Raw genomic sequence first — 24340 nt, forward strand, 5'->3', positions numbered from 1 at the left:
CCGCCTCCGCTCAATCTTCGTCGTTCAATGCGCCGTCCGCGCTGCGCGCTGCCTGAACAGCAGGATACCGGTCAGGATGAAGGCAAACAGCGTGGCCGACGCGGAATAGCGGCTCAACGCCAGACCTCCGGCGTTCAGCGGCTTGTCCAGGAAGTCGCCGACCACGGCACCCAGCGGGCGGGTCAGGATGAATGCCGCCCAGAACAGAAGGGTACGGGATACGCGGGTCCAGTAGTAGGCTGCCACGATCAAGGCCAGCAGGCCACCAAAGACGATGGCCGCGCCGGTGTAGCCCAGCCCCGCCGTATCGGCGGTCCAGTCGCCGAGTGCCGTGCCCAGTGTCTGGGAGAACATGATCGTTACCCAATAGAACGCCTCCGCCCTGGGCGCGCTGACAGTGCTCACCGACACCGAGCCAAGCGTACGATGCCAGACAAAGAGCGAGCCGAGCAGCATTGCCAGCAGCAAGCCCGAGCCGCCGGCGTAGCCGATGCCAAGCGAGCGGTCGGCAAAGTCCGCCAGCGTCGTGCCCACCGTGGTGGTCGCGATAATCGTGGTCCAGTACAGGAAGGGATGGAAGCGCCTGGCTCTGATCTGCGCGATCACGGCGGCCAGGAAGATCGCTGCGAAGATGCCCGTGCCGATCAGATAGCCCAGGTTCATGGACATCGAGACGGCATCGCCGCCGGTTTCGCCGAGCGTGGTGGCGGCGATCTTGATCAGCCAGAACCCCAGCGTGACTTCGGGGACTTTGGCCAGGGCGTGTTCTGTGGATGTTTTCATGGGAGCTCGCGCTAGTTGGTCGAGGATGGAGGCTACGCAGGCAGACTTAGCTGGCCCTGAGCCGGACAGCCATGGCGTTTTGGCCACTTGGACAACGTCATGATGTGCCCTATCAGGCGCTCGCTGAGGGCGCGGCGCGGCAATGCCGACGTCATGGCGGGCAAAGGAGCCCAATCCCGTCCGAGGGGTGCGTCCATGTGATCTTGGGCCGGCGAGGGGGACCGTCCAGTATCGGACGTCACGCTACAGCGCGATGGCCCGAGCAGTCTGCGCCGGCTAACCCGCGATTCACGTCGCCAATCCGTCGGTTCCCGCCAGCGCGGTATCTCGACCCGGAACGCGATGGTAACCTCCTGCCATCTCCCCGCTGCCATCCGCCCGTGCACGCCCCCAACTCCCGCATCTGGCGATCCGCCCCCGAACAACGCGCCTACGAGGACGCCCGCCGGCGTGTGCGCGCGCTGCGCTTCTTCTACATGCACGCCATGCTCTACGTGGCGGTCAACGCATTGCTGATCGGTTACCACCTGGTGGCATCGCCGCAGCGCCCGTGGTCCGGCGGGCCGCTTTTTGGCTGGGGCATCGGCCTGGCCATACACGGCGTCATGACCTGGGGCCGCGTCGGCATGCTCGGGCGGCAGTGGGAAGAACGCAAGATCGCCGAGTACATGGCGCAGGAGCAGGTGCGCACACTGTCGACGGAGAAGCAGTTGGTGGAGGCCCGCATGCGCTTGCTGCAGGCCCAGATCGAGCCGCACTTCCTGTTCAACACCCTGGCCAACGTCGTCAGCCTGATCGAGCCCGCGCCGCAGAAGGCCACGCTGATGCTGGAGCATTTCATTGCCTACCTGCGCGCATCGCTTGCGGCCAGCCGTGCCACGCAAGGCACGGTGGCGCAGGAGGCGAAGCTGCTGCGCGACTACCTGGCACTGATCCGCATCCGCATGGGCGACCGGCTGCATTACTCGGTCGATGTCGACCCGGAACTCGAATTGATGCCGCTGGCGCCGATGCTGCTGCAGCCCGTGGTCGAGAATGCGATCAAGCACGGGCTGGAGCCGAAGATCGAAGGCGGGCGGCTGCAGGTCCGGCTGGAGCGGCGCGGCCTGCGCATGCTGGCGACCATCGAGGACGATGGCATGGGTTTCCGTCCCTCGGCTGGCGCCGGCGTCGGGCTTTCGAACCTGCGTGAGCGGCTGGCTGTGCTGTATGACGGGGACGCCCATGTACGGATTGAAGAACGCTCCCCCGGCACCGCCGTGCTGATCGAAATCCCGCTGCCGCGCGCATCCTGAAACGGAGACGCCCCATGACGCCCACCGCCCTGATTGCCGACGATGAAGAGCACCTGCGCGCGTATCTGCGCACCAAGCTGCAACGCCTTTGGCCGGAGCTGCAGATCGTTGCCGAGGCGACCAACGGCATCGAAGCCGCCGACGCCATCGCACGGTTGTCGCCGAGCGTAGCCTTCCTCGACATCAAGATGCCCGGCCTGTCCGGGCTGGAAGTGGCGCAAGGGATTGAAGCCGATACGCGGCTGGTGTTCGTCACGGCCTATGACGAATTCGCGCTCGATGCGTTTGAACGTGCCGCAGTCGATTACCTGGTCAAGCCGGTCAGCGAGGAACGGCTTGGCCGCACCATTGAACGGCTGCGCAAGGCGTTGCAGGACGCCGCGCCGCTGCCCGAACTGGCCCAGCTGCTGAACCAGCTCACACGCGCCCAGCCGCGCGCCGAAAGCGGCGGCCAGCTGCGCTGGGTGCGCGCCAGCCGCGGCAATACCACCAGCCATGTGCCGATCCAGGAGGTGATGTACTTCCAGAGCGATGACAAGTACGTGGTCGTGCACACCCGCGATGGCGAACACCTGATCCGCACACCGCTGGCGGAGTTGATCGCCGGCCTTGATCCTGAAGTGTTCTGGCAGATCCACCGCTCATCCATCGTCAATATGGAATATGTGGCCGGCACGCGCCGCGACGAGGCGGGGCGGCTCTTTGTCAGGATGCGCGACAGCGATGCCGAGTTGCCGGTATCGCGCGCCTACATGCACCGGTTCCGGCAGATGTAAGGCAGCCGGCGGCGCAATGCGCCGCCGGCTGAGGGGTTCACTGGCGATCCATGAATTCCTGGATCTTGCGCTGTTCCCAGTCACGCCCACGGCGCGACAGCCGCGTCCAGACCAGCAGCCCGTGTATCGTCAGCGCCAGACCCCAGCCCAGCGTGGTGCTCAGCGGCCACGGCCAGCCCGTTGTGGAGTAATGCGACCACACCGGCGACGGAAAGTAGAAGAAGCGCAACCACAGCCAGGCATTGACGACAGCGTAGACCAGCAGGTGGATGTACCAGCCGCGCAGGGCACGCACCATGCGGCGTGCGCGCCAGTAGGCCATGGCGTTGGGGTCGTCGGGCGGGAAGGCGTGGTGCATGGGATACCTCGTGGTGAAGTTTGTCGGCATGCGTAAGGTAGGTCACTACAAAGGGCAGTACCAGGCGTATGGGGCGAATCGACGGATTTTGTTCGCCGGTGTGCGAGCGAATAGCGCGAATGTCGGCGGCCCCGATATCTCGTGACCCCAACTTGTCGCGACCTCACTGCCTTGTCGCCGCTGCCGCCGGGAATACCCGCATAGGAAAAGTCCGGGCCTTGATCATAATCATAGTAATTATGATCATAAATAGAAAACGATGGACTCCAAGCCGATCCCGCAGATAGAGGGCAGCAAGCGCGTGAAGCGTTCGGACCAGGTGGTCAACGATATCAAGCGCTGGATCGTGCAGACGCACCAGAAGGTTGGCGACAAGCTTCCGCAAGAAGCGGCGCTGATTGAGCAAATGGGCGTAGCGCGCGGAACGGTGCGCGAGGCGCTTGCCTCGCTACAGGCGCAGGGGCTGGTCAAGGTCAGTACGGGACCGAACGGCGGTGCCACGCTGACGCAGCCGCCCTACGAGCGATGCCTGGAGGCGGTCTCCAACTTCCTGTACTTCCAGACGGTCGATATCGTCACGCTGTATGCACTGCGCCGGGCGGTTGAGCCGGAACTGGCCGCCAACGCCGCCTTGCGCGTGACCGATGCCGATATTGCCGACCTCGAAGCCCTGGTCGGACTGAGCCATCCTGGACATGGCGGCAGCACGGACTGGAATGAGCGGCGCAAAGCCGACCTGCTGTTTCACGACCGCCTGGCAGATGTCTGCAGCAGCCCCATGCTGGCGTTGTTTTGCCGCCTGCTCAACGACATCATCCGCCGCGTCATCGTGGTACGAAACGCGCAAGACGATTTCGACGACTTTGATGAAGAGATCTTCCACAGCCACAACGCGCTGCTCGAAGCCTTCCGCGCGCGCGACCCGGAGCGTGCGCGTGCGCTGATGCAAGAGCATATGGCGCACGCGGAATCCCTGGCTCTGGAGGCCGAATCCCGGGTGGATCGAGGGAGCTTGCTGATGAGCCCGGGCGACTGATCCCCTGACGCGCTAGCGTCCCCCCCTTTTTTCTGCACACCCAACCGCCGTCGTCGCATCCGACACGGCGGGTGGGATTCCTATTGCCTGAATCCTGGGAGCCCTGATGTGAAACCTGATGAGACGCTTTGGCGCTGGAGCGCTGTTGATATAGCCGATGCCGTGCGGCGGCGCGAGATTTCGTGCCGCGAGGTTACGGCCAGCGTGCTGGCCCGCATCGACGCCCTTAATCCCCGCCTCAATGCATTGCCGGAAGTGCTTGCCGGCGAGGCGTTGGCCAGGGCGGACGCCGCGGATCGTCAGGTCGCGGAGGGCGCGGCGTTGGGGCCACTCCACGGCGTGCCGGTCACGATCAAGATCAATGTCGACCAGGCGGGCCACGCCACCACCAATGGCGTAATTCCGCTGAAGCACAACATCGCGCGCGAGGATGCGCCTGTCGTCGCAAACCTGCGCAGTGCCGGGGCCATCATCGTCGGGCGCAGCAACACGGCTACCTATTCCTCGCGCTGGTTCACCGACAACGGCCTGCATGGGCGCACGCTGAACCCGTGGGATGCGGATATCACCCCCGGAGGCTCCAGTGGCGGTGCCGCGTCCGCGGTCGCTTCCGGTATGGGGGCGCTGGCACATGGCAATGACATCGGCGGCTCCATTCGCTATCCGGCCTATGCCTGTGGTGTCGTCGGCTTGCGGCCGACGACGGGGCGGGTGCCCGCATACAACCCGTCGGCCGCCGTCGAGCGCAGCATCACGCCGCAACTCATGTCCGTGCAGGGACCGCTGGCGCGCAGCATCGCCGACCTGCGTCTCGGCTACCACGCCATGGCTCGATACGACGGGCGCGACCCCGCCTGGGTGCCGGTGCCGCTGGAACTGCCGCTGCCTCCGGGTCCGACCCGCGTGGCGCTGTTCAGGCGCTGTCCGGGCATTCCCGTCGATCCAGCGGTCAGCGCGGCGCTGGACAGCGCCGCGCAATGGCTGCAGCAAGCGGGCTACGCCGTCGAGGATGCCAGCCTGCCTGACTTCATGGAAGCGGCAGCACTGTGGCGCACGCTGACAGTCGACGACAGCCGTCGCAACATCATCGCAGGCGTGCACCGGCATGGCGACGAGGCCATGCGGCAAAGCCAGCGCAATATGTTGGACGGGATGCAGGAAACCGATCGCGATGGCTTTCTGGATGCCCTGGCGCGGCGCCAGGCGATCGCACGTAACTGGTCGCTGTTCATGCAAACGTATCCGCTGGTGCTGATGCCGGTGTCATGGCAGCGCCCAAGCGTGCAAGACGCGGATATCCGCACGCCCGAAGAGAGCATGGCTTTGCTGGATGCACAGAGCCCGTTGCTGGCAACGGCCATGCTGGGCATGCCCGGGCTGTCCGTGCCGACAGGCATGGCCGGCGGCGTGCCTGTCGGCGTGCAACTGATGGCCTGGCGCTTCCGCGAAGACCTGTTGCTGCGCGCCGGCCAGGCCATTGAAGACGCGGCGCGCTTCACACCTTTCACCGACGTGCAACCCGGCATCTAGACCCAGGAGCTTCCCATGAACGAACGTAATCCCGCTTACGCCCCACGGCTGTCGCGCCGCACCATGCTGGCCGGCACTGCTGCCGCCCTGTGTACCGGTGGCCTGCTCTCCCGCGCCGCATGGGGGCAGACCGTATCGCGCATCATCGTGCCATTTCCGGCGGGAGGTCCGGCCGACTATATGGGCCGCCTGCTGTCCGAAAAGCTGAAAGACGCAATGGGCCGCACCGTCATCGTCGACAACCGTCCCGGTGCGGGGACGCGCCTGGCGGCCGAAGTTCTTAAGAACGCGCCGGCGGACGGCACCACCGTGTTGCTGGCGCCCGTCGATCCGATGTTCATCGGGCCGCTGATCTACAGCAATATGCGCTTCAATCCCGCCGCTGATTTCACCGCGCTCACCGATGTGACCGGCGTCCAGTTCGGCATTGCGGTCAGCGCCAGCTCACCCATCAAGACACTGGCCGACTTCGTCAAGGCCGCCAGGGCCAAACCGGCCGAGTACTCGATCGGCATCAGCACGGTTGGCACGCTGCTGCATTTCCTCGCCGTGGAGTTCGTCAGCCAGTCCCGCACCGGCAGCACGCTGGTGCCGTATCGCGGTGGCTCGGCGATGGCAACGGAGATGATGGGCAACCAGATCGCGGCAGGCATGGATGCCATCACGACCTTCACCGAGCTGCATCGCGGCGGCAAGCTTCGCGTCCTGGCCGTAGCAGGGGAAAAGCGCGCCGACGCCTTGCCGGAAGTGCCTACCTTTGCGGAATCTGGCTTTCCCAACCTCGTGACGTCATCGCGCTATCTGCTTTATGTCCGCGCCACCACGCCGCCCGATTTGGCCACGCAGTGGTATCAGGCCGTGCGCAAGGTGCTTGCCATGCAGGATGTACGTGAAAAGCTGGCGCGCGCCGGGTATGACATCCTGCCGGGCGGCACTTCTGATGAGGTCGCCAGGTATGCGAGCGCGCTTTCGGCTCGATGGACGCCGGTAATCAAGGCGTCGGGTTTCAAGGGGGATTGAGGGGGCTGCAGCCGTCGTCAAAACTCGGATGGAGACGATCTTCATCCGTATCCGCTTGCTGGAGCATTCCCCTGGCACCCTCCTCCTGTAGGGTGTCGCACTGTCTTAAGCATGGCCGCCCCAGTGTCGTAAATAGCCTCAGACGACAACCTGGGCGGCGCCAAGGGAAAGTGCCAATGGCGCCGCATCGTGCCGCCTGGCGCAATCGCTGCGGGGCGCAGCCACACAGGTTGCTAGCCATACACTCGAGCGTATCCAGCCATGACCTCCTTCTCTTCCCGCGCCCACCACCTGTGCCTCGCCACAGGCCTTTGCCTGGCACTCTCCGCCTGCGCCCCAATGATCGCGACCACCCCGGCAACGGTGGAGCTCATGCAGCCGGCCGCCACAGCCAAGCGCATCCAGCTTCTGTCGCCAGCCCAGGTAAAGCTCGATACCGGCTATTCCCGCGAACTCGCTGCCAAGTCGACCTGGTCGCAGGTCGGGCGCCTTCCGCAAGGCGATGTCTATCGCCCAGTCGGGACCGTTCTCACGATTGAGGGCCGCCAAGTTCACGAGGCCTATCTGGTCGTTCGCAACAAGACACTGGTGGGTTTCTATCTGCCCGGGGAGCAGAACTACTCCCCGCTAACCACAGCAGTACCTTTGAACTTGGGAGAATCGGAATGAAACGGGTTGCGCGCATGCTGATCGCCGGACTGGCGGTGTCGTCGCTGCTGGCGGGATGCGCTTCCGGCGTGAAGCACGCCGAGATGGCGGCATCGATGCCCACGCTGAAGCCTGGCGAGGGTCGGATTTATTTCCTGCGTTCGGCGTCGATGTTCGGGGCGGCCATCCAGCCGGATATCCGCCTGAATAACCAGGTCGTCGGCGAATCCAAGCCCGGAGGCTTCTTCTTCGTGGATCGCACGGCTGGCAAGTATGTCGCGGCAACCTCGACGGAAACCGAGAAGACGCTCAGCTTCGTGCTCGATGCGGGCGAGACGAAATACGTGCGCAGTTCCCCGTCGCTGGGGCTGATGGTAGGCCGCGTGGTGCTGGAGTTGGAAACGCCGGAGAAGGCGAAGGAAGAGCTGGCGTCGCTGAGCTACACCGGGGACCTGGTGAAGGCTCCCGCGAAGTAAGCGGATTGATTCAGCCGCGTCGCGGTTGGATTTGGTTGGCGACGCACATACGTCGCCAACCGTCGTAAGTCGGGCTGTCGGCGGCGATGGCGCTTTTCGCGCGCATCATCTCTCATCTCTTATGCCGCAATGCCTTCGTCACTGCCTTGTGACTCGACCTTGGATGCCCACCCGGATTTCGCAGCGCGTAGCACGATCTTCTGCTTTTCCGCGCGCTCAACTGCGTTGATGCGTTCAATCACTGAAGCAATAGGAGCACTGCCTTCCGCGCGCGCCAGGTAAAGCAGGCGTACCAGTTTGTCGGCCCACCTTGGCAACTTGCCGGTTTTCTCCCAACGAGCGACGGCCTGCTCATTGTTCCCAAGCAATTTCGCCAGACCGGCTTGGGATTGCATCAAGCCCGCGCTGCGGATGTAGCGGAATTCGGTACCGGTGAGGGGGGATGGCTTCTTGGCCAGGGCGAGACAGACGGCGACGCAAAGACCATCTAGGTCCTCGATCGATACGCCTTCGCCGTAGGGCGTGCTCTGGATTTTGTATCCATTGACCAGCCACACGTTTTTGAGACCGCCGTCTGTGTAGTGGTACATCTTCCTTACCCTTTGGTCACTTCCATCACCGTAATGACCGTCAAATCCGGGGCTGGGTGATCGACCAGCACAACCACGCCAACATTGACCCCTGAAACATAGCGCTCCATCACGCAGCGAAGCCCGGATGCTCGCATGTCGGGCTCCGGTTCGCGCAAGATGACGCCCTTGCGGAGAGCTTCGAGCACCATTGGGTCATTGATCTTTCGTAACCGCATTCGGTCGCGCGCGTGACCCACGAACACAATGTTCGACGTTTCCTGTGCGCATGCGCGGATATGCTTTTCCAGCTGACGGGTTGACGGGTGCCTCACCAGGCCACCTATTATTTTGATAGGTTGAAGTGTACCGAGCTGGCTTGTTGGCGTCCAGCGAGTGATTTTTGCGGCACCCGTTCCGTCCGCAGTGTGAGCGACGCACTGCGTGGCGACACCATGGGTAAAGAGAGGCTTCCCGACGCCACAGTCACCAACGCCTTTGCCGGGAAGCCGTACCAGTTAAGGCGCAGGCAGTTCATCCGCCAACACACTCTCCAGCTGCGCCTTCACCAGCCCCAACAAACAAAACGCACTAAAGCAGGCCTCCGACTGCTCGCTATGCTGTTCCAGCAGCATAAGCACCCCTTCCATACCCGCTGCCACCGTCTCAATGCTGTACCGCGCCGTGGATAGATCGATTTCCGACATAGGACCTCCTACCGTTGCATGAAGGTCCGCCGCGCGACGTTAGGGGAGGGCGGCGGGCCTGACGACGAGGGTGGAAGACCGATGCAAACACCAAGCCGGCCAGCCTTGCGGCTGCCTCGTGTCGGCCCGCCATGGATGACAAGCGCGTACGCGAAGACAGGCGGCGTCGAAGACGCCGTCCTGTGGTGCTTGCAGTTCGGGCTTCCACGCCCGGTCACCGTTGTTTGCGATGACCGTGTCAGTCTCCCGCGTCAGAGCCAACAACTCGATAAGACACTTCGCATTCCCACACGGACGCCGAATCCTGCCCGAGTCACGCGCGCCAGCAAATAGCCAAACGCCTAATCCACCAGCGTCGCCAACGCCTCCCGCGCCTCCCGGCGCAGCTTCTCCAGATCCAGCCCCACGACCGCTCCATCGCGCACTACCTGCCGCCCCCGCACCAGCACATCCCGCACCGGCGTAGGCTCGCCTGCCGCCACTGGTGCCGTGCCGATGTCATGGAAGCCATGGAACCGCAGCCCGCTGACGTCATAGATCGCCAGGTCGGCAGACTGCCCCGGCGCCAGCGTGCCGATCCCCGGCAGCCCCAGCACCTGCGCACCGCCTGCGGTGCCCCAGTGGATGACTTCCTCCACACGGGTTTGCGCGGCCCCGCCCAGCGCCCGGTGCACCAGCCACGCGAAATTGGCTTCATGCACCATGCTGCCCGATTCATTGGATGCCACGCCGTCGACGCCCAGTGAAATCGGCACGCCTGCATCGGCCATCGCCCGCACCGGTGCGATGCCGCTGCCAAGCCGCGCATTGCTGACAGGGCAGTGCGCCATGCCGGTGTTGGTCACGGCCAGCATGCGGATCTCTTCGGGGTTCACTGCGACCAGGTGAGCAAACCAGACATCGGGCCCCAGCCAGTCGTGGTCGGCGACGAACTGCACCGGCGTGCACTGGAACTTCTCGCGGCAGAATTTCACGTAGTTGTCGGTCTCGGACAGGTGCGAATGCAGGCGCAGGTCCATGCCGCGCCCGAAGGCAGCCAGCTCGCGCAGCAGGGCGGGTGGCAGCGAGAAGGTTGGCGTCGTTGGTGCGACCACTACGCGGCGCAGGCCATCGGCAGAGGCATCGTGGTAGCGCGCCTTGAGCCGTTCGATATCGTCCAGCATCTCGTCCAGCGTCTCGGGCACCAGTGCAGTCGCGCGCATGCCGGGATGATCGGCGGCCGACTGGATGGCGCCGCCGCGGCACAGCACCAGGCGCATGCCGAGCTCTTCCGCTACCTCGAACAACACGTCACCGGTCTCCGCACCGTGGCCGTGGTGGTAGAGGTAGTGGTGATCGGCACAGGTGGTGGTGCCGGACAGCAGCAACTCCGCCATGCCCAGCCGCACGGCGGTGCGGAAGATCTCGGGCGTAAAGCGCGCCAGGCGCGGGTAGGCGACGGAGGCCAGCCATGGCTCCAGCCCCACGTTCATGCCGCTGGGCACGGCCTTGAGCAGGTTCTGGAACAGATGGTGGTGGGTGTTGACCCAGCCCGGGTAGACCACGCAGCCGCTGGCGTCGAGCACGGCTTCGCCGTCGTGGCGCGGCAAAGCTGCACCGATCTCGGCGATGCGGCCGTCGCGGATGCGGATGTCGGCGGCGCCGGCGCGCGCTGCGTTGCCGGTGCGGCCGGTCATCACGGCGGCGGCGTTGCGGATCAGCAGGTCGCCGGCGGATGTGTTGCTGGTAGCGTTGGTGTTCTGCACCATGTTTCAGACTCCCTGGGCGTTGTCGGCGGTGGCGGGCAGCTCGTCGGCTTCACGGGCGGGCATGCCGTTGAGAATCAGGTTGAGGACCACGGAGACCACGCAGGCGATGATCACGCTGCTGTGGACAAAGGGTTGCAGGAAGCCGGGCAGCTTCTCCAGCATGCCGGGCACCATCACCGGCATCATCGCGCAGCCGAGCGTGATGGAGACGATGGAGAGGTTGTTGGGGTTGCGGTCGTATTCGACCTCGCCAAGCGTCTTGATGCCGGCGGCGACGACTACGCCGAACATCACCATGGTGGCGCCACCCAGCGCGGCGGCGGGGATCGACGCAAACAGCGCGCCGATCTTGGGCACCAGCGCCACGGCGCACAGCATCGCGCCGCAGGTGGCAACCACCCAGCGGCTGCGCACGCCGGTGACGATGACCAGCCCCACGTTCTCCATGAAGGCGATGTACGGGAAGGCCGCGAACATGCCGCCGATGGCGCTGGCCAGGCCATTGGCACGCAGGCCGCGGGTGGCATCGCGCTCGGTCAGCGGCCGCTTGACGATATCGCCGACGGCGATGAACAGGCCCATCGATTCCACCATCTGCACCACCATCACGATCACCATGGTGGTGATGGCGCCGACGTTGAAGGTGGGCATGCCGAAGGCAAACGGCGTCACCATGGTGAACCATGGCGCACGCCCGACTTCGTCGAAGCTGCCCATGCCCAGCATCCACGCCACCGCGCCGCCGACCAGCAGGCCGATCACGACGGACAGGTTGCGGATCAGCTCGCCGCCGTGCCGGTTGATAAACAGGATCAGCGCCACCACGCCGAAGGCGACGATGAAAAAGACGGGGGCGCCGAAATCCGGCGCCCCCCTTCCGCCTCCAAACCAGTGAAACGAAACCGGGAACAGCGACAGGCCCACCGCGGTGATGGTGCAACCGCTGACCACCGGCGGGAAGAAGCGCTTGAGCTTGCCGATGACGGGCGCAAGGAACATCGCGATCACGCCCGCGGCGATGATGGCACCGCACACGCCATTGAAGCCGAGCGCCGGATCGGTGCCGATGGCGATGACGGGGCCCACCGAGCTGAACGCCACGCCCTGCATCAGCGGCAGGCGCACGCCGAACTTCCAGAAGCCGACGGTCTGCAGCAGGGTGGCGATGCCGGAGGTGAACAGCGCGGTGCTGATCAGCATGGTGGTCTGCGCCGGCGTCATCTTGAGCGCGCCGGCGACGATCATCGGCACCGCAATGGCGCCGAGATAACTGACAAGCATGTGCTGGAAGCCGAGCGACGCCATGGCGCGTGCCGGCAGGATCTGGTCGACGGGATGAACCGCTGCTTGCATGATGTTGTCTCCTGCCGCGTGCTGGGGGAAAGTGCGCCATGCCGGCGGCGGCTGGCCCGGTCTGCTGGTTGCCGGGCTCGGTCCGTCACGGTGCCATGCGCGGCGCATGGCCGACGCATGCCTTGCACAGTAGTGACGCACGGCGTGCCGTCATAGCGTTATTGCGAAGGCCCTGGCACCGGGCCGCAATCGGGCTCGCAAAATGCGCGCCTGGGGCGTCAGGGGTTTCCCTTGGGTTGCGTGAGGGCGGGGGTGGTCATAGGATGGATGCGCTCCTTGATTGCTATCCGAATGCGCTGGAAGCGAAGATGTTCTTCCGGCTCTTTCCACCTCTTTCTCCAACGCCATGTCACCCAACGCAGGATGGTTTGCTGCAGCTTCCCGCTCGCCAGCCGGCCGCGGCGGTGACCTGGATCGCGTCCAGTCGCTTTCCGGGCGCGTGTTCGGCCCTACGCGGCTGCGCGCGACCGAAGCCGATGCGGCGCTCGATGCCCGTATCGACACCAGCACCATCGGCCGGCTGACACTGGTTACCATCGCCTACAACCAGGCAGTGCAGATCGAACCACAGCCGAACAAGGATGAGTTCGTGATCCAGACCGTGCTGGCGGGAACGTGCCACGTGGAGACGCCGCGCGGTGTGATGCTGATGCCGCCGGGGGCGACCTTTGTGTTCTCGCCCACCGTGCCGGCCACGCTGTCGCTGGACCCGGGCTGCGTGCGCTTCAGCGTGGTGATCCGCCGGCAGCTGATCGAAGAGGCGTTCCGCCAGCAGTTCAGCTTCGAGCCGCCGGCGCCGATTGAATTCGACATGCAGCCGGTGGCGGACGATGGCCGGGCCGAGCGCTGGCAGGCGCTGGTGAGCTACCTGCGCGCGGAAACGCGGGTACGGCGCGAAGGCAGCGGTGTGCCTGCGGTGGATGCCAGCATCGAGCGCATCGTGCTGTCGACGCTGCTGCTCGACCGCTTCGCCGCCGATGGAAACATGCTGCCGCGCCGCTTCGACGCGGCACTGCCTGACTATGTGCGCAATGCCATCGCTTACCTGCGGGCCAACCTTGACCAGCCCTTGACGCTGGAGCAGATCGCGGCGCATTGCGGGGTATCGGCGCGCACTTTGCAGCTGGGCTTCCGCAAGAGCAAGAACACTACGCCGATGGAGTATTTGCGGCTCCTGCGCCTGCATGGCGCGCGCGCCGACCTGCAGCGGGCGCGGCAAGAAAAGGGGATGGTCAGCGCGATCGCGCTGCGGCACGGATTTACCCACCTGAGCCTGTTCTCGCGCGAATACCGGCGCGAGTTCGGCGAGCTGCCGTCGCAGACGCTGCGGGCCGGTGAAGGCCCGCAGCGGGGCTGACATCGGGTCAGCCGGCCATCAGGCCGCCTGAGCCAGCGGCAGGCACAGCTTGAGCAGCGTCTGCAGACGTTGCTTGTCCAGGTTGCGGCCGATAAACACAAACTTGCTTTGCGCCGCTTCCGCGCCCCACGCATCGGCGGGATGGAAGTCCATCAGCCGGTGCACCGCCTGCAGCACGTAGCGGTGCGCGTCGCCGTCGATGGCCACGATCCCCTTCATCCGGAACACGTCGTCGCCCTGTGCGGCCAGCAGGGCCTTCAGGCCATGCTCCAGGCGTTGGCGGTCGAACGGCTGGTCGAACACCAGCGATACCGACGCGACCGACGGATCGTGGCGGTGGCCATGCGCGTCGTCATCGTGCACGTGATCGCAATGCTCGTCGCAGACGTGGTCGTGATCGTCATGGTCATGCGCGTGATCGTGGTGGTCATCGTGCGCATCCGCCTGGATGGTGCCAGGCGTAAAGCCGCCGATGCCGAGGATCTTGCCCAGGTCCACCTGCGCGAAGTTGGAGCGCAGGATCTGCGCGCCTTCGTTCAGCCGGTGGATGCGTGCCTCCAGCCGGTCGAGCTGCAGGGCGTCCACCAGGTCGGTCTTGTTGAGGATCACGCGGTCGGCCGCGACGATCTGGTCGACGGCCTGGTTGTCGAAGCCGGTCAGCTGAGGATCATCGAGATGGCTTTCGATATGCACCGCGTCCACCAGCGTCAGGATGCCGTCCAGCGTGACCTGCCTGGCGACTTCGTGGTCCATGAAGAAGGCGGCGGCCACCGGCGTGGGATCGGCCAGGCCGCTGGTCTCGACCAGGATATGGTCGAAGCGCTCGGGACGTTCCAGCAGCTTCTGCAGGATGCGCACAAGGTCGGTGCGCACATCGACCACGCAGCAGATGCAGCCGTTGGTCATCTGGTAGATCTCTTCATCCGAGGTCATCACCAGGTCGGAATCGACATCGACCTCGCCGAACTCGTTCTCGATCACGGCGATGCGGTGGCCGTGCTTCTGCGTCAGGATATGGTTGAGCAGCGTCGTCTTGCCCGAGCCGAGGAAGCCGGTAAGGATGGTGACCGGGACGGGCGGTTGTTGTGCGACGGCAGGTGCGTTCATGTTGTCTCCTGATTTTTACCGGGTTGGATACTGCGTTCCTCGCTGCTGCGAGGCGAAATCTTCTTCTCACGCGGTGGCGACATTGGGGCGCAAGCCTTCCCAGCGTTCCACCAATCCGTCGTGCGGCACGTCGAACAGGTCCAGCACGCGCCCCACGGTGTGGTTGACGATGTCGTCCACTGACTGCGGATGTGCATAGAACGCCGGCATCGGCGGCAGCACGATGGCGCCCATCTCCGTCACCGTGGTCATGTTGCGCAGGTGCACCAGGTGGAAGGGCGTCTCGCGCGTCAGCAGCACCAGCCGGCGCCGCTCCTTCAGCATCACGTCGGCGGCGCGGGTGACGAGGTTGTCGGCAAGCCCGGTGGCGATGGCGGCCAGCGTGCGCATGGAGCACGGCGCCACCACCATGCCATCGCAGCGGAATGAACCGCTGGCGATGGTGGCGCCGATATCGCGCACGTTGTACACCACGTCGGCCATGGCCTCGATCTGCGGGCGTTGCAGGCCCAGCTCATGGTGTGCGGTCAGCAGGCCGGACGGCGAGCAGACCAGGTGGGTCTCCCAGCCGTCCAGCGCCGACAGTGCCTGCAGCATGCGCACGCCGTACACCGCGCCGCTGGCGCCGGTGATGGCGACCACCAGGCGTTGCTTGCGGGTCATGGGGTGGCGCCTTCCTTCGCCGTCTTCTCCGCCAGTGCCTGCAGCACCTGCTCCGGCTTGATCGGGTAGTGCCGGAAGCGCACGCCAATGGCATCGAATACCGCATTGGCAATCGCCGGCCCGATCGCGACGATCGGGTCCTCGCCCACGCCCTTGGCGCCGAAGGGGCCGCCGGGGTCGGGCGCCGCTTCCAGGATTACCGTGTGGATGGGCGGCATGTCCATCGCCAGCGGCATCTTGTAGTCGACGAAGTTGGCGTTGAGCGAGCGGCCGGTACGCATGTCGATCTGGTAGTCCTCATACAGCGTGTGGCCGATGCCCTGCTGGATGCCGCCTTCGATCTGGCCCGCGGCCGCCACCGGGTGGATCACCTTGCCGACGTCATGCACCGGCACCACCTGCTGCACCGTGATGAAGCCGGTTTCGGTATCGACCGCCACTTCAACAAAATGCGCGGCGAACGAGTACGACTTGGTCGGGTGATAGGTGGCCGTGCCCACCAGCTGCGCGGCGGGAATGCCCTTGCGCGGCATCACGGCCTCGCGCACGGTCAGCGTGGGGCCGTCGCGGTCGCGCACGGCGATCACGCCGGCGGTGAGCGTCAGGGCATCGGGCTCGCATTCCATCAGCTTCGCGGCGCGCTCGAACAGCTGGCGCTTGATCTCGCCGGCGGCCATCTGCGCGGCCTTGCCGACCATATAGGTGGTGTGGCTGGCAAAGGCGCCGATGTCCCAGGGCACGACGTCGGTGTCGCCGTGCACGACCGACACCGCTTCGAACGGCAGCGTCAGTTCTTCGGCAACGATTTGCGCGAGGGCCGTGTGCGCTCCGGTACCCAGCCCGGCCGCGCCCGTCAGCAGAACCACTGTCCCATCCTCATTCATCTTGATGATGGCGTTGCCCTGTTCCTTGATGCCGGGATAGGCGCTGCTGCCGTGCATCTCGCAGCCCAGGCCCCAGCCGGTGCGGATCGGGCCACTGGTGTCGCGCGGGCGGCGCCGCAGCGCGGGCCAGTCGACCAGCTCCATGCCCTTCTCGATGCAGGCCTCCAGGCCGTGCCCGATCAGCGGATGGTTGGACGGCGCGATATCGCCTTCGCGCACGGCGTTCTTCAGCTTCAGCTCGGCGGGGTCCAGGCCAAGGTGCTCGGCGGCCTCGTCCATCTGCACGTCGAGCGCGTAGTACGTCTGCACCACGCCATAGCCGCGGAAGGCGCCCGCGATGGGGCTGTTGGTGTAGACGCAGCGGCCTTCCAGCAGCACATTGTCGCAGCGGTACAGCGAGACCATGGCGGCGGTGCCGACATTGGTCACGCCGGGGCCATGCGAGCCATAGGCGCCGGAGTTGAACACCACTCTGGCCTGGCGCGCGGTGATGGTGCCGTCATTGCGGAAGCCTTGCCTGAGCCAGATCTTCGCCGGATGGCGCGTGCGGCCGCCGAGGAAGGTTTCCTCGCGCGTGTATTCCATGCGCACCGGGCGGCGCGTCTCGCGCGCCAGCAGTGCGCACAGGAACTCATGCTGGAACAGGTCCTGCTTGGCGCCGAAGCCGCCGCCCATATGGTCGACCAGCACGCGCACCTTGTGCAGCGGCAGGCCCAGCACTTCGGCCATGATGCCGCGCACCATGAAGGCGGTCTGGGTGGAGATCCATACCGTCAGGTTGCCGTTGCCGTCCCAACTGGTGGTGCAGACGTTGGGTTCCATGTAGGCGGGGGTGGGGCGGCCGCCTTCGTAGATGCCCTCCAGGATGAAGTCCGCTTCGGCAAAGCCCGCTTCCACTTCGCCGCGCCTGATGATGACCGGCGGCAGCACCAGGTTGCCGCCGGGTTCGCGGTCGTGGATGCGCGGCGCATCGGAGCGCTCGGCGTCTTCGGTGGTGAAAACTGCGGGCAGCGTTTCATATTCGACTTCGATCAGTTCGATCGCGCGTTCGGCAATCTCTTCGCTGATGGCGGCCACCGCGGCCACGCCTTCGCCCCAGTAGCGCACCTTGTCGTCCAGGATGTACTGGTCGCAGGTCACCGAAGCGGAGCGCGGATGCGGAGACCCCGCGTGCAGCACGCGCGGCACGTTCTCATGGGTCAGCACGGCCTTGACGCCCGGCAAGGCCAGGGCACGCGAAGTGTCGATGCGGCGGATCTTCGCGTGGGCGACATTGCAACGTTTCAGCTTGCCGAACAGCAGGCCTGCGAAGGGCATGTCGGCAACGTACTTGGCGTTGCCGGTGACCTTGTCGAGCAGGTCGGTGCGCTTGACGCTGTGTCCGATCACGGCGTGGGTCATCATGCCTCCTCGCTGGCGCGAACCTTGCAGCCCGCAGGGTCCATGGCCTCGGCGGTCTTCTCGATGGCCTCGATGATCTTGGTGTAGCCGGTGCAGCGGCAGATATTGCCGGCAATGGCAAAGCGGATCTCGTCGCGCGTGGGATGCGGGTTCTCGTCCAGCAACGCCTTGGCCATTACCACGAAGCCCGGCGTGCAGAAGCCGCACTGCGCGGCGCCGCACTGCATGAACTGCTCCTGGATCGGGTGCACGGTGTCGGGCGCGGGCTGCACGCCTTCGATGGTGGTGATGCGGCAGCCGTGCGCTTCGGGCGCCAGCACCAGGCAGGAATTCATCGGCTGGCCGTCGATGATGACGGTGCATGAACCGCATTCGCCTACATCGCAGCCCTTCTTGGTGCCGGTCAGGCAGGCGTCATTGCGCAGGGCGTCGAGCAGCGTGCTGTGCGGCGCCACCGCCAGTTCGCGCGGCTCGCCGTTGATGACGAGTTCGATCATTTTTCGCATGCTGCTGCCTCCACGGCTTGTTCCAGGGCGCGGCGGGTCAGTACGCTGACCATCTGCCGCCGGTACGCTTCGCTGGCGCGTACGTCGCTGATGGGGCGCGCATCGCCCATGGCGGCGTGCGCGGCCTGCAGGATCAGCGCGTCGGTCACGCGCTGGCCGCGCAGCACGTGCTCGGCGCGCACGGCGCGTACCGGGGTGGGGCCGACCGCTGCCAGTACGATGCCGACGTCGGCGCAGTGGCCGTTCTCAAGCGTCAGCGATACCGCCACGCCAACGGTGGCCAGCTCCATCTGCACGCGGCGGCCATGCTTGAGGTAGACCTTGCCGGTGTGGGGCCGCGGCGCCGGCACGGTGATGCGGGTGACGATCTCGTCCGGCGCGATGGCGGTCTTGCCGACGCCGGTGACAAAGTCCTCCACGCGCAACTCGCGCGAGCCGGCGAGTCCGTACAGGTGCACCGAAGCACCGTCGGCCACCAGCGGCGCGATCGAATCGGCCGACGGCGATGCGCGGCAGACGTTGCCCACCACGGTGGCGCGATGGCGCACCTGGATCGAGGCGAAGTCCGTCACGGCTTTCGCCAGGCTGGCGTAATGGCGCTGCACGAAGCCCGACGTCTCCACCGCGCGCGTGGTCACCAGCGCGCCGACGCGCAGGCCGTTGACGGGATCGAAGGTCAGCATGTCCATGCCCGGGATCTTCTTGATGTTGATCACCTGCTCGGGCTTGCGCACGGACTCCTTGATCTGCACCAGCAGGTCCGTGCCGCCGGCCAGCACGCTGGCCCTGCCGCCGCACCGGTGCAGCATGGCCGAAGCCTCCGCCAGCGTTGCCGGTTCGAAGTATTCAAACGCTCTCATTGCTCCTCCTGGTCTGTGCCATCGGCGGCGTCTGCCTGTCGCGAGGTGACGTTACAGCGCGCACCGTTGAAGTCATCATGGGCGGACGGCCTTCATCGGTAAAGACCCGGAAACGGATTAATTGATCGTGCTACCCTATGAATCAGACGCGCCCGCCAGGCTTGGCGAAGCAAGCGCGCACCCCGATTTCCCGGAGGTAGGCAACATGCCCAACATCAGCAACATGAACGTGTCGCTGCGCCAGTTGCGCGCGTTCATTGCCGTGGCGCAGGAGCGCCATTTCACCCGCGCGGCCGAGAGGCTGGACCTGTCGCAGTCGTCGGTCAGCGCGCTGATCCACGAGCTGGAAGGCAATCTCGGCCTGAAGCTGTTCGACCGCCACACGCGCCAGTTGCACATCACCCAGGCGGGCGCGGAGCTGCTGCCACTGGTGAAGAAGGCGGTGGCCGATATCGACAGCGTGATCGAGAACTCCAGCGAGCTGCGCACGCTGGGGCGCGGCCGCGTGTCGATCTCGGCGTCGTCGATCCAGGCGGCGCTGATGCTGCCGCGCGTGATTCGCGAGTTCTGCGTGAGCCATCCCGGCGTGAAGGTGGAACTGCACGATGTGTCCGAGCATGAGGTAACCAAGATGGTCAGCTCGGGCGAGGTGGACTTCGGCATCGGCACCATCCCCGAGGGCCAGCCTGACCTGAGCGCGCACCGGCTGATGTCCGATCCCTTCGTGATCGTGATGCCGGCTCACCATCCGCTGCGGCGGCGCAAGACGCTGCGCTGGGAAGACGTGGCCGGCCTGCCCGTGATCGGGCCGCACAAGGGCAACCCGATCCGCGATTGCCTCGATACGGCGCTGGCCGCGCGCGGCATTTCGCTGCAGCGGGTGCACGAGGTGTTCCTGCCGCTGACCATGGTGGGCATGGTGGACGCCGGGCTCGGCATCGCGGTGATGAGCGCGGCGGTCACGCGGCTGACTTCCGCGCTGGGGCTGGCCACGGTGATGCCGACCGATCCGGTGATCCATCGCGAGATCTCGCTGCTGGTGCACGCGGACCGGTCGCTGTCGCCGCCGGCCCAGGCCTTCCGCGACCTGCTGATGCGCTATCGCGCCAAGCTGGCCGACGCCGGCTGACTACGTCACGCCGGCTCCTTCGCCAGCCCGTGGGCCTGGGGGACCGGCGAGCGGGCGTTGAACAGCAGGTTCAGCAGCACCGCGGTCAGCGTGCCGAGCAGGATGCCGTTCTGGCAGAACTTGGCCAGCAGCTCGGGCATCTGCGCGAAGAACTTGTCCGACACCAGCGGGATCATGCCCAGTGCCACACTGACGGCGACGATATAGGCGTTCTTCTTGTTCTCGACAAAGTCCACATGGCCGAGAATGCGCACGCCCGTCGCCGCCACCATGCCGAACATCACCAGCGCCGCGCCGCCCAGCACGTATTGCGGGATCGATGCCGCAAAGAAGGCCAGCTTGGGCAGGCAGCCCAGCACGATCAGGATGCCGCCGGCGGTGGCGCAGACCCAGCGGCTGCGCACGCCCGTGACCTGCACCAGCCCGACGTTCTGCGCGTACGAGGTGTAGGTGAAGGTGTTGAACACCGCTCCCACCAGCGCGCCAACGCCGTCGGCGCGCAGGCCGCGCGCGAGGTCATCGCAGCCCACCGGGCGGCCCACGATCTCGCCCAGCGCCAGGAACTGGCCCACGCCCTCGATCATGATCACGATCATCACCACGCACAGGGTGACCGCGGTCATGGCGTCGAAAGTGGGCCAGCCGAAGTGGAAGGGCGTGATCAGCTCCACCCAGTGCGCATTGTGCAGGCCGTCGAAATTGACCTTGCCCAGCGACAGCGTAATCAGGAAGCCTACTGAGATCCCGATCAGCACCGCCACGTTGCACAGGAAGCCCCGGGCAAAGGCCACCAGCGCCAGCACCGTGCACAGCACCGCGGTGGCGATGGCGATGTTCACCGGCAGGCCGAAGTTGGGATTGGGCACGGGACCGGCCGCGGTGTTGATGGTCGGGTTGCCGCCCGCCGCCCAGTTGATGCCGACCCGCATCAGCGAGATGCCGATCACCAGCACCACGGTGCCGGTCACCACCGGCGGAAACCAGCGCACCATCTTGCCGACGTACGGTGCGGCAAAGTAGGTGAAGATGCCCGCCACCATCACCGCGCCGAACACCGCGCGCAGGCCCAGCGAAGGATTGGAGCCGGTGGCGATGATCGGCGCGATGGCGGTGAAGGTGACGCCCATCATCACCGGCAGGCGGATGCCGATCTTCCAGATGCCGATGCTCTGGATCATCGTCACCAGGCCGCAGCAGAACAGGTCCGCCGCGATCAGGAAGGCCACCTGGTCCTTGGGCAGCTTGAGTGCGCCGCCGATGATCATCGGCACGGCAATGGCGCCGGCATACATCACCAGCACGTGCTGCAGGCCCAGGGCCAGCAGGCGGGGCGGGGGCAGGACCTCGTCGACGGGATGCACGGGGGCATTCCCTTGCGCAGGCAGGGTTGGGTTCATGCTGTCTCCTTTGGTCGGTACCACGCCGGTCGCGCTTGAAGCGCTCACGTGTCGCCAAGGTCGCCGGCAGTTTCCTGTCCGGGATGGTCGTGCCATCCTCTCGTGCGATGCCCGCGCCTGTCCTGTCTTATGAAACCAGCATGACAGCGGCGGCGGGAGGGTACAACGTACGCGGCGGATTTATCGATCGGGTGAAACGATGAATCCGCCGTTTCCAGCGGGTTATCCCTTACGGCACGTGGGAGCCCGCACCTTCCAGCCGCTTCAGCAGGGCTGCCGCGCGCGCCATGGCGTCAGGGTCGATGCGCGCCCGGATGCCGTCGAAGGCCGGCCCGCGCGTGGCGTCCAGCCCCATGCGCGACGTGGTGCCCACACCCGAGGCCGAGGGATCGAGTGCGCTGCCAGGCAGGCCGTCGACCACCACCACATCCAGGTGCGGCTGCAGGTGCGTGGCCATCGCCCACAGCACGTCTTCGTCGCGGGTGATGTCGACGTCCTCATCCACCGCGACTACCGTCTTCAGGTACGGGTCCCAGCCGAGCAGGCCCAGCATCACCTGGCGCGCCTCGCCGGGGCGGCTCTGGCGCAGCGCCACGTAGGCGTGGAAGTGCGTGCCGGAGCTGGGGTAGTGCACCGCGGTGACGCCCGGGAAACGCTCCCTGAGCTTCTCGACCATCTCCGATTCGCGCGGGATGCGGCCCAGGTTCAGGTGCTCGGCCGAGTTGCCGCCGACCACGTCGACCAGCCAGGCGTCCGTGCGGCGCATCACGCTCTGCACGCGCAGCAGGTTGTTGGTCGAGCGGTCCGACGAATAGCCGGTGAACTCGCCGAAGGGGCCTTCCTCGACGCGCGCTTCGGGATCGATCACGCCTTCAAGCACGATCTCGGCATGCGCCGGCACCAGGATGCCGTGGCGCGGCGTGCGTACCACTTCCAGCGGCGCGCCGAACAGGCCGCCGGCAACGTGGCGCTCATCCACGCCGTAGGGCACCCGCGCGGCGCCGGCCAGCATGAACAGCGGATGCGCGCCGATCACCATGGCCACCGGCAGCGGCCGGCCCAGCTCGGTGGCGCGCTGCTGCATGCGCCACAGGTGCCCGCGCGAATGCAGGCTGGTGGCGATCTCGGTCGGCGAATGCAGCATCGAGCGGTGGTAGCTGGCGTTGCCGATGCCGGTGTCGGGGTCTTCCGCGATCAGGATTGCGTTGGTGATGTAGGGGCCACGGTCGGTGGCGAAGTGCCTGATCGCCGGGATCGTGCGCAGGTCGATGTGTTCCATCTCGACATGGCCGGTGACGGCGCCGCTGTCCAGCACGCGCGGCGCCACCATGCGGCGGCTGCGGGCCTGGTATTCGGCATGGATGCCGGCGGGCGGCACGCCGCCCAGCATGCGCCCCACACGCTCGCGCGAGGCAAAGAGGTTGGTTGCCAGCGACGTGCCCAGGCCTTCGACATGGTCGAACAGCAAGGCCGGATGGCGGCCCTGCGCGGCCAGCGTCCACACCAGCGCGGTCGGGTCCTGGTCGGTGCCGACCGGCTCGCGGATATGCAGCACGTCTTCGGGAAAGGCATCGCGGTAGGCGGCCAGGAACTGGTGGAAGTCCTGCGAGGTGTCGTGGAAGGGCTTGCGCGCCGATGCCGCCGGGGCAAAGGGCGCTGAGGGTGCGTTCATGGATCGGCTCCTGTGGTCAGGGTTGGCCAGGGCGAAGGCTGCCCCGGCGGCCGGGAATGCTCCCGGCCGCCGTGCCGTGCCTGCCTGCCGAACAGCTAGCGGCTAGCGATTACGCGTCAGCGCGTGCTGGCGTATGTATCCTTCAGCCGCGCCAGTGCCTCTTGCTGTGTCCTGGGCGGCGCCGTGGTCTCGATGCCGACCAGCCGGGCGATGTTGTTGCCCATGTAGTCCTCCAGCCCGTCCTCGTCCAGGTCCATGCCCTGCGGCGCGGGGCCGCACAGCATCTCCAGCTCGCGCAGCCACATGCCGGGCTCGTTGGGCGGGGTGTCGGTGCCGAACACGATCTTGTCGCGCGGCAGCTGGCGCGCGAACTCGACGATGCGCGACTGGAAGCACCAGCCCGATTCGCAATACACGTTGGGCGTGTCCATCGCCATCCAGAAGGCCTCGAACGAGTAGTTGCCGCCGGTCTGGATGCCGAAGTGGCCGATGATGAAATTGACCATCGGGAACTCGCGGATGATCGGGTAGAACATCGTCGGGATCGTGTACGGGCCGTCGCCGGTGTGGATCAGCACCACCACGTTGTACTTGGCGCAGACCTTCATCGCCGGGCGCAGCCAGTCCAGCGCGCGGTCGGGGCGGTAGCCGTGCATGTTGGCATGCAGCTTGAGCATCTTGAAGCCGTATTCCCTGACGTGGAATTCCAGCTCCAGCGCGCCTTCCTCCGGGCCCCAGCGCGGGTTGAAGGTGAAGTTGCCGATGAAGCGGTCGGGGTACTTCTGGCAGAGCTCGGCGATATAGGCCATGTAGTCGCGGATGCCTTCGCGCCCGCGCCGGTTGCCGTCGCGGTAGCCGGTGTTGCCCGGCGGCGGCTGGATAAAGCCCATGTCGATGCGGCGCGGCTTGCCGTTGATCATGTAGGGGCCGTCCATCATCTTGAGCATGCGCTCGCCGTTGAAGGGCTCGCCGGTGTGGCGCCAGGCTTCGTCGACGAGATTGGTCGGGTGCAGATGGGTATCGATAATCATGTTGTGTGCTCCGGAGTCCGTTGTCGGTGGCGCG

At 65.9% G+C, this 24340-nt stretch carries 24 protein-coding genes; 9 read left to right on the forward strand and 15 right to left on the reverse strand.

Going from position 1 to position 24340, the window contains the following annotated elements; genetic code table 11:
- Positions 1–24: 24 nt before the first annotated feature.
- Positions 25–783 carry a COG4705 family protein gene (locus ACZ5MJ_RS00645; RefSeq protein WP_464221625.1) on the reverse strand — a complete coding sequence of 253 codons (759 nt, stop codon included), beginning with the start codon at positions 781–783 and terminating at the stop codon, positions 25–27.
- 380 nt (positions 784–1163) lie between these two features.
- Between ACZ5MJ_RS00645 and ACZ5MJ_RS00650 the strand changes: the two genes are divergently transcribed.
- Both ACZ5MJ_RS00650 and ACZ5MJ_RS00655 read left to right on the forward strand, forming a co-directional pair.
- The gene (locus tag ACZ5MJ_RS00650) at positions 1164–2078 is read left to right on the forward strand and encodes a sensor histidine kinase (RefSeq protein ID WP_464221627.1); all 915 of its coding nucleotides are present in this window, start codon (positions 1164–1166) and stop codon (positions 2076–2078) included.
- Between the two features lie 14 nt (positions 2079–2092).
- Positions 2093–2854, forward strand: a complete 762-nt coding sequence (locus tag ACZ5MJ_RS00655; protein ID WP_464221629.1) for a LytR/AlgR family response regulator transcription factor — start codon at positions 2093–2095, stop codon at positions 2852–2854.
- Positions 2855–2891: 37 nt separating this feature from the next.
- Here ACZ5MJ_RS00655 and ACZ5MJ_RS00660 read toward each other — a convergent pair whose 3' ends face one another.
- The gene (locus ACZ5MJ_RS00660) at positions 2892–3212 is read right to left on the reverse strand and encodes a 2TM domain-containing protein (protein WP_432258461.1); all 321 of its coding nucleotides are present in this window, start codon (positions 3210–3212) and stop codon (positions 2892–2894) included.
- Between the two features lie 259 nt (positions 3213–3471).
- Between ACZ5MJ_RS00660 and ACZ5MJ_RS00665 the strand changes: the two genes are divergently transcribed.
- The 5 genes from ACZ5MJ_RS00665 (at position 3472) to ACZ5MJ_RS00685 (ending at position 7922) form a co-directional block, all read left to right on the forward strand.
- The gene (locus tag ACZ5MJ_RS00665; protein ID WP_464221631.1) at positions 3472–4248 is read left to right on the forward strand and encodes a FadR/GntR family transcriptional regulator; all 777 of its coding nucleotides are present in this window, start codon (positions 3472–3474) and stop codon (positions 4246–4248) included.
- 108 nt (positions 4249–4356) lie between these two features.
- Complete coding sequence (locus ACZ5MJ_RS00670) at positions 4357–5778, forward strand: amidase family protein (protein WP_464221632.1); 1422 nt, start codon at positions 4357–4359, stop codon at positions 5776–5778.
- A gap of 63 nt (positions 5779–5841) precedes the next feature.
- Entirely contained in the window at positions 5842–6798 is a 957-nt protein-coding gene (locus ACZ5MJ_RS00675; protein ID WP_464221634.1) for a Bug family tripartite tricarboxylate transporter substrate binding protein, read from the forward strand.
- Between the two features lie 261 nt (positions 6799–7059).
- Positions 7060–7467, forward strand: coding sequence for a hypothetical protein (locus ACZ5MJ_RS00680; RefSeq protein ID WP_464221636.1), 408 nt, complete (start codon positions 7060–7062; stop codon positions 7465–7467).
- Positions 7464–7922, forward strand: a complete 459-nt coding sequence (locus tag ACZ5MJ_RS00685; RefSeq protein ID WP_464221638.1) for a DUF2846 domain-containing protein — start codon at positions 7464–7466, stop codon at positions 7920–7922. The genes ACZ5MJ_RS00680 and ACZ5MJ_RS00685 overlap by 4 nt, the downstream gene beginning before the upstream one ends.
- A 119-nt stretch (positions 7923–8041) precedes the next feature.
- Here ACZ5MJ_RS00685 and ACZ5MJ_RS00690 read toward each other — a convergent pair whose 3' ends face one another.
- From ACZ5MJ_RS00690 to ACZ5MJ_RS00710, 5 genes are all read right to left on the reverse strand, one after another.
- Positions 8042–8512 (reverse strand): hypothetical protein, encoded by a 471-nt coding sequence (locus ACZ5MJ_RS00690; RefSeq protein WP_464221639.1) that lies wholly within the window; start codon positions 8510–8512, stop codon positions 8042–8044.
- 5 nt (positions 8513–8517) lie between these two features.
- Positions 8518–8826, reverse strand: a complete 309-nt coding sequence (locus ACZ5MJ_RS00695) for a DUF4258 domain-containing protein (protein WP_464221640.1) — start codon at positions 8824–8826, stop codon at positions 8518–8520.
- Positions 8827–9009: 183 nt separating this feature from the next.
- Complete coding sequence (locus tag ACZ5MJ_RS00700; RefSeq protein ID WP_464221642.1) at positions 9010–9198, reverse strand: hypothetical protein; 189 nt, start codon at positions 9196–9198, stop codon at positions 9010–9012.
- A gap of 341 nt (positions 9199–9539) precedes the next feature.
- Positions 9540–10946 (reverse strand): amidohydrolase family protein, encoded by a 1407-nt coding sequence (locus ACZ5MJ_RS00705; RefSeq protein WP_464221644.1) that lies wholly within the window; start codon positions 10944–10946, stop codon positions 9540–9542.
- Positions 10947–10949: 3 nt separating this feature from the next.
- On the reverse strand, positions 10950–12299 hold the full coding sequence (locus ACZ5MJ_RS00710; RefSeq protein WP_464221647.1) for a nucleobase:cation symporter-2 family protein: 1350 nt from the start codon (positions 12297–12299) through the stop codon (positions 10950–10952).
- A 346-nt stretch (positions 12300–12645) separates the two neighbouring features.
- On the opposite strand from ACZ5MJ_RS00710, the gene ACZ5MJ_RS00715 reads away from it, so the two are divergent.
- A complete protein-coding gene (locus tag ACZ5MJ_RS00715) occupies positions 12646–13656 on the forward strand; it encodes an AraC family transcriptional regulator (RefSeq protein ID WP_464221649.1) in 1011 nt (336 codons plus the stop codon).
- A gap of 18 nt (positions 13657–13674) precedes the next feature.
- On the opposite strand, the gene ACZ5MJ_RS00720 is transcribed toward ACZ5MJ_RS00715, so the two are convergent.
- The 5 genes from ACZ5MJ_RS00720 to ACZ5MJ_RS00740 form a co-directional block, all read right to left on the reverse strand.
- Positions 13675–14763 (reverse strand): CobW family GTP-binding protein, encoded by a 1089-nt coding sequence (locus ACZ5MJ_RS00720; protein WP_464221650.1) that lies wholly within the window; start codon positions 14761–14763, stop codon positions 13675–13677.
- A 66-nt stretch (positions 14764–14829) separates the two neighbouring features.
- Positions 14830–15426 (reverse strand): UbiX family flavin prenyltransferase, encoded by a 597-nt coding sequence (locus tag ACZ5MJ_RS00725; RefSeq protein ID WP_464221652.1) that lies wholly within the window; start codon positions 15424–15426, stop codon positions 14830–14832.
- Positions 15423–17711 carry a xanthine dehydrogenase family protein molybdopterin-binding subunit gene (locus ACZ5MJ_RS00730; RefSeq protein WP_464223623.1) on the reverse strand — a complete coding sequence of 763 codons (2289 nt, stop codon included), beginning with the start codon at positions 17709–17711 and terminating at the stop codon, positions 15423–15425. Before ACZ5MJ_RS00730 ends, ACZ5MJ_RS00725 begins: the two co-directional genes overlap by 4 nt.
- Positions 17711–18217, reverse strand: coding sequence for a (2Fe-2S)-binding protein (locus tag ACZ5MJ_RS00735; protein WP_464221654.1), 507 nt, complete (start codon positions 18215–18217; stop codon positions 17711–17713). The genes ACZ5MJ_RS00730 and ACZ5MJ_RS00735 overlap by 1 nt, the downstream gene beginning before the upstream one ends.
- Positions 18205–19077, reverse strand: a complete 873-nt coding sequence (locus ACZ5MJ_RS00740) for an FAD binding domain-containing protein (RefSeq protein WP_464221655.1) — start codon at positions 19075–19077, stop codon at positions 18205–18207. The genes ACZ5MJ_RS00735 and ACZ5MJ_RS00740 overlap by 13 nt, the downstream gene beginning before the upstream one ends.
- 205 nt (positions 19078–19282) lie before the next feature.
- Here ACZ5MJ_RS00740 and ACZ5MJ_RS00745 point away from each other — a divergent pair, with 205 nt between their 5' ends.
- Positions 19283–20206: a LysR family transcriptional regulator gene (locus tag ACZ5MJ_RS00745; RefSeq protein ID WP_464221656.1), complete on the forward strand. Its 924-nt coding sequence runs from the start codon at positions 19283–19285 to the stop codon at positions 20204–20206.
- A gap of 5 nt (positions 20207–20211) precedes the next feature.
- On the opposite strand, the gene ACZ5MJ_RS00750 is transcribed toward ACZ5MJ_RS00745, so the two are convergent.
- The 3 genes from ACZ5MJ_RS00750 to ACZ5MJ_RS00760 all read right to left on the reverse strand — a co-directional run bounded on the left by ACZ5MJ_RS00750 (position 20212) and on the right by ACZ5MJ_RS00760 (position 24306).
- Entirely contained in the window at positions 20212–21603 is a 1392-nt protein-coding gene (locus tag ACZ5MJ_RS00750) for a nucleobase:cation symporter-2 family protein (RefSeq protein WP_464221657.1), read from the reverse strand.
- 229 nt (positions 21604–21832) lie between these two features.
- Positions 21833–23275, reverse strand: coding sequence for a UbiD family decarboxylase (locus tag ACZ5MJ_RS00755; protein ID WP_464221659.1), 1443 nt, complete (start codon positions 23273–23275; stop codon positions 21833–21835).
- A gap of 116 nt (positions 23276–23391) precedes the next feature.
- A complete protein-coding gene (locus ACZ5MJ_RS00760; RefSeq protein ID WP_464221661.1) occupies positions 23392–24306 on the reverse strand; it encodes an amidohydrolase family protein in 915 nt (304 codons plus the stop codon).
- Positions 24307–24340 lie beyond the last annotated feature (34 nt).

The sequence above is a fragment of the Cupriavidus sp. LA-1 genome (assembly GCF_055385985.1).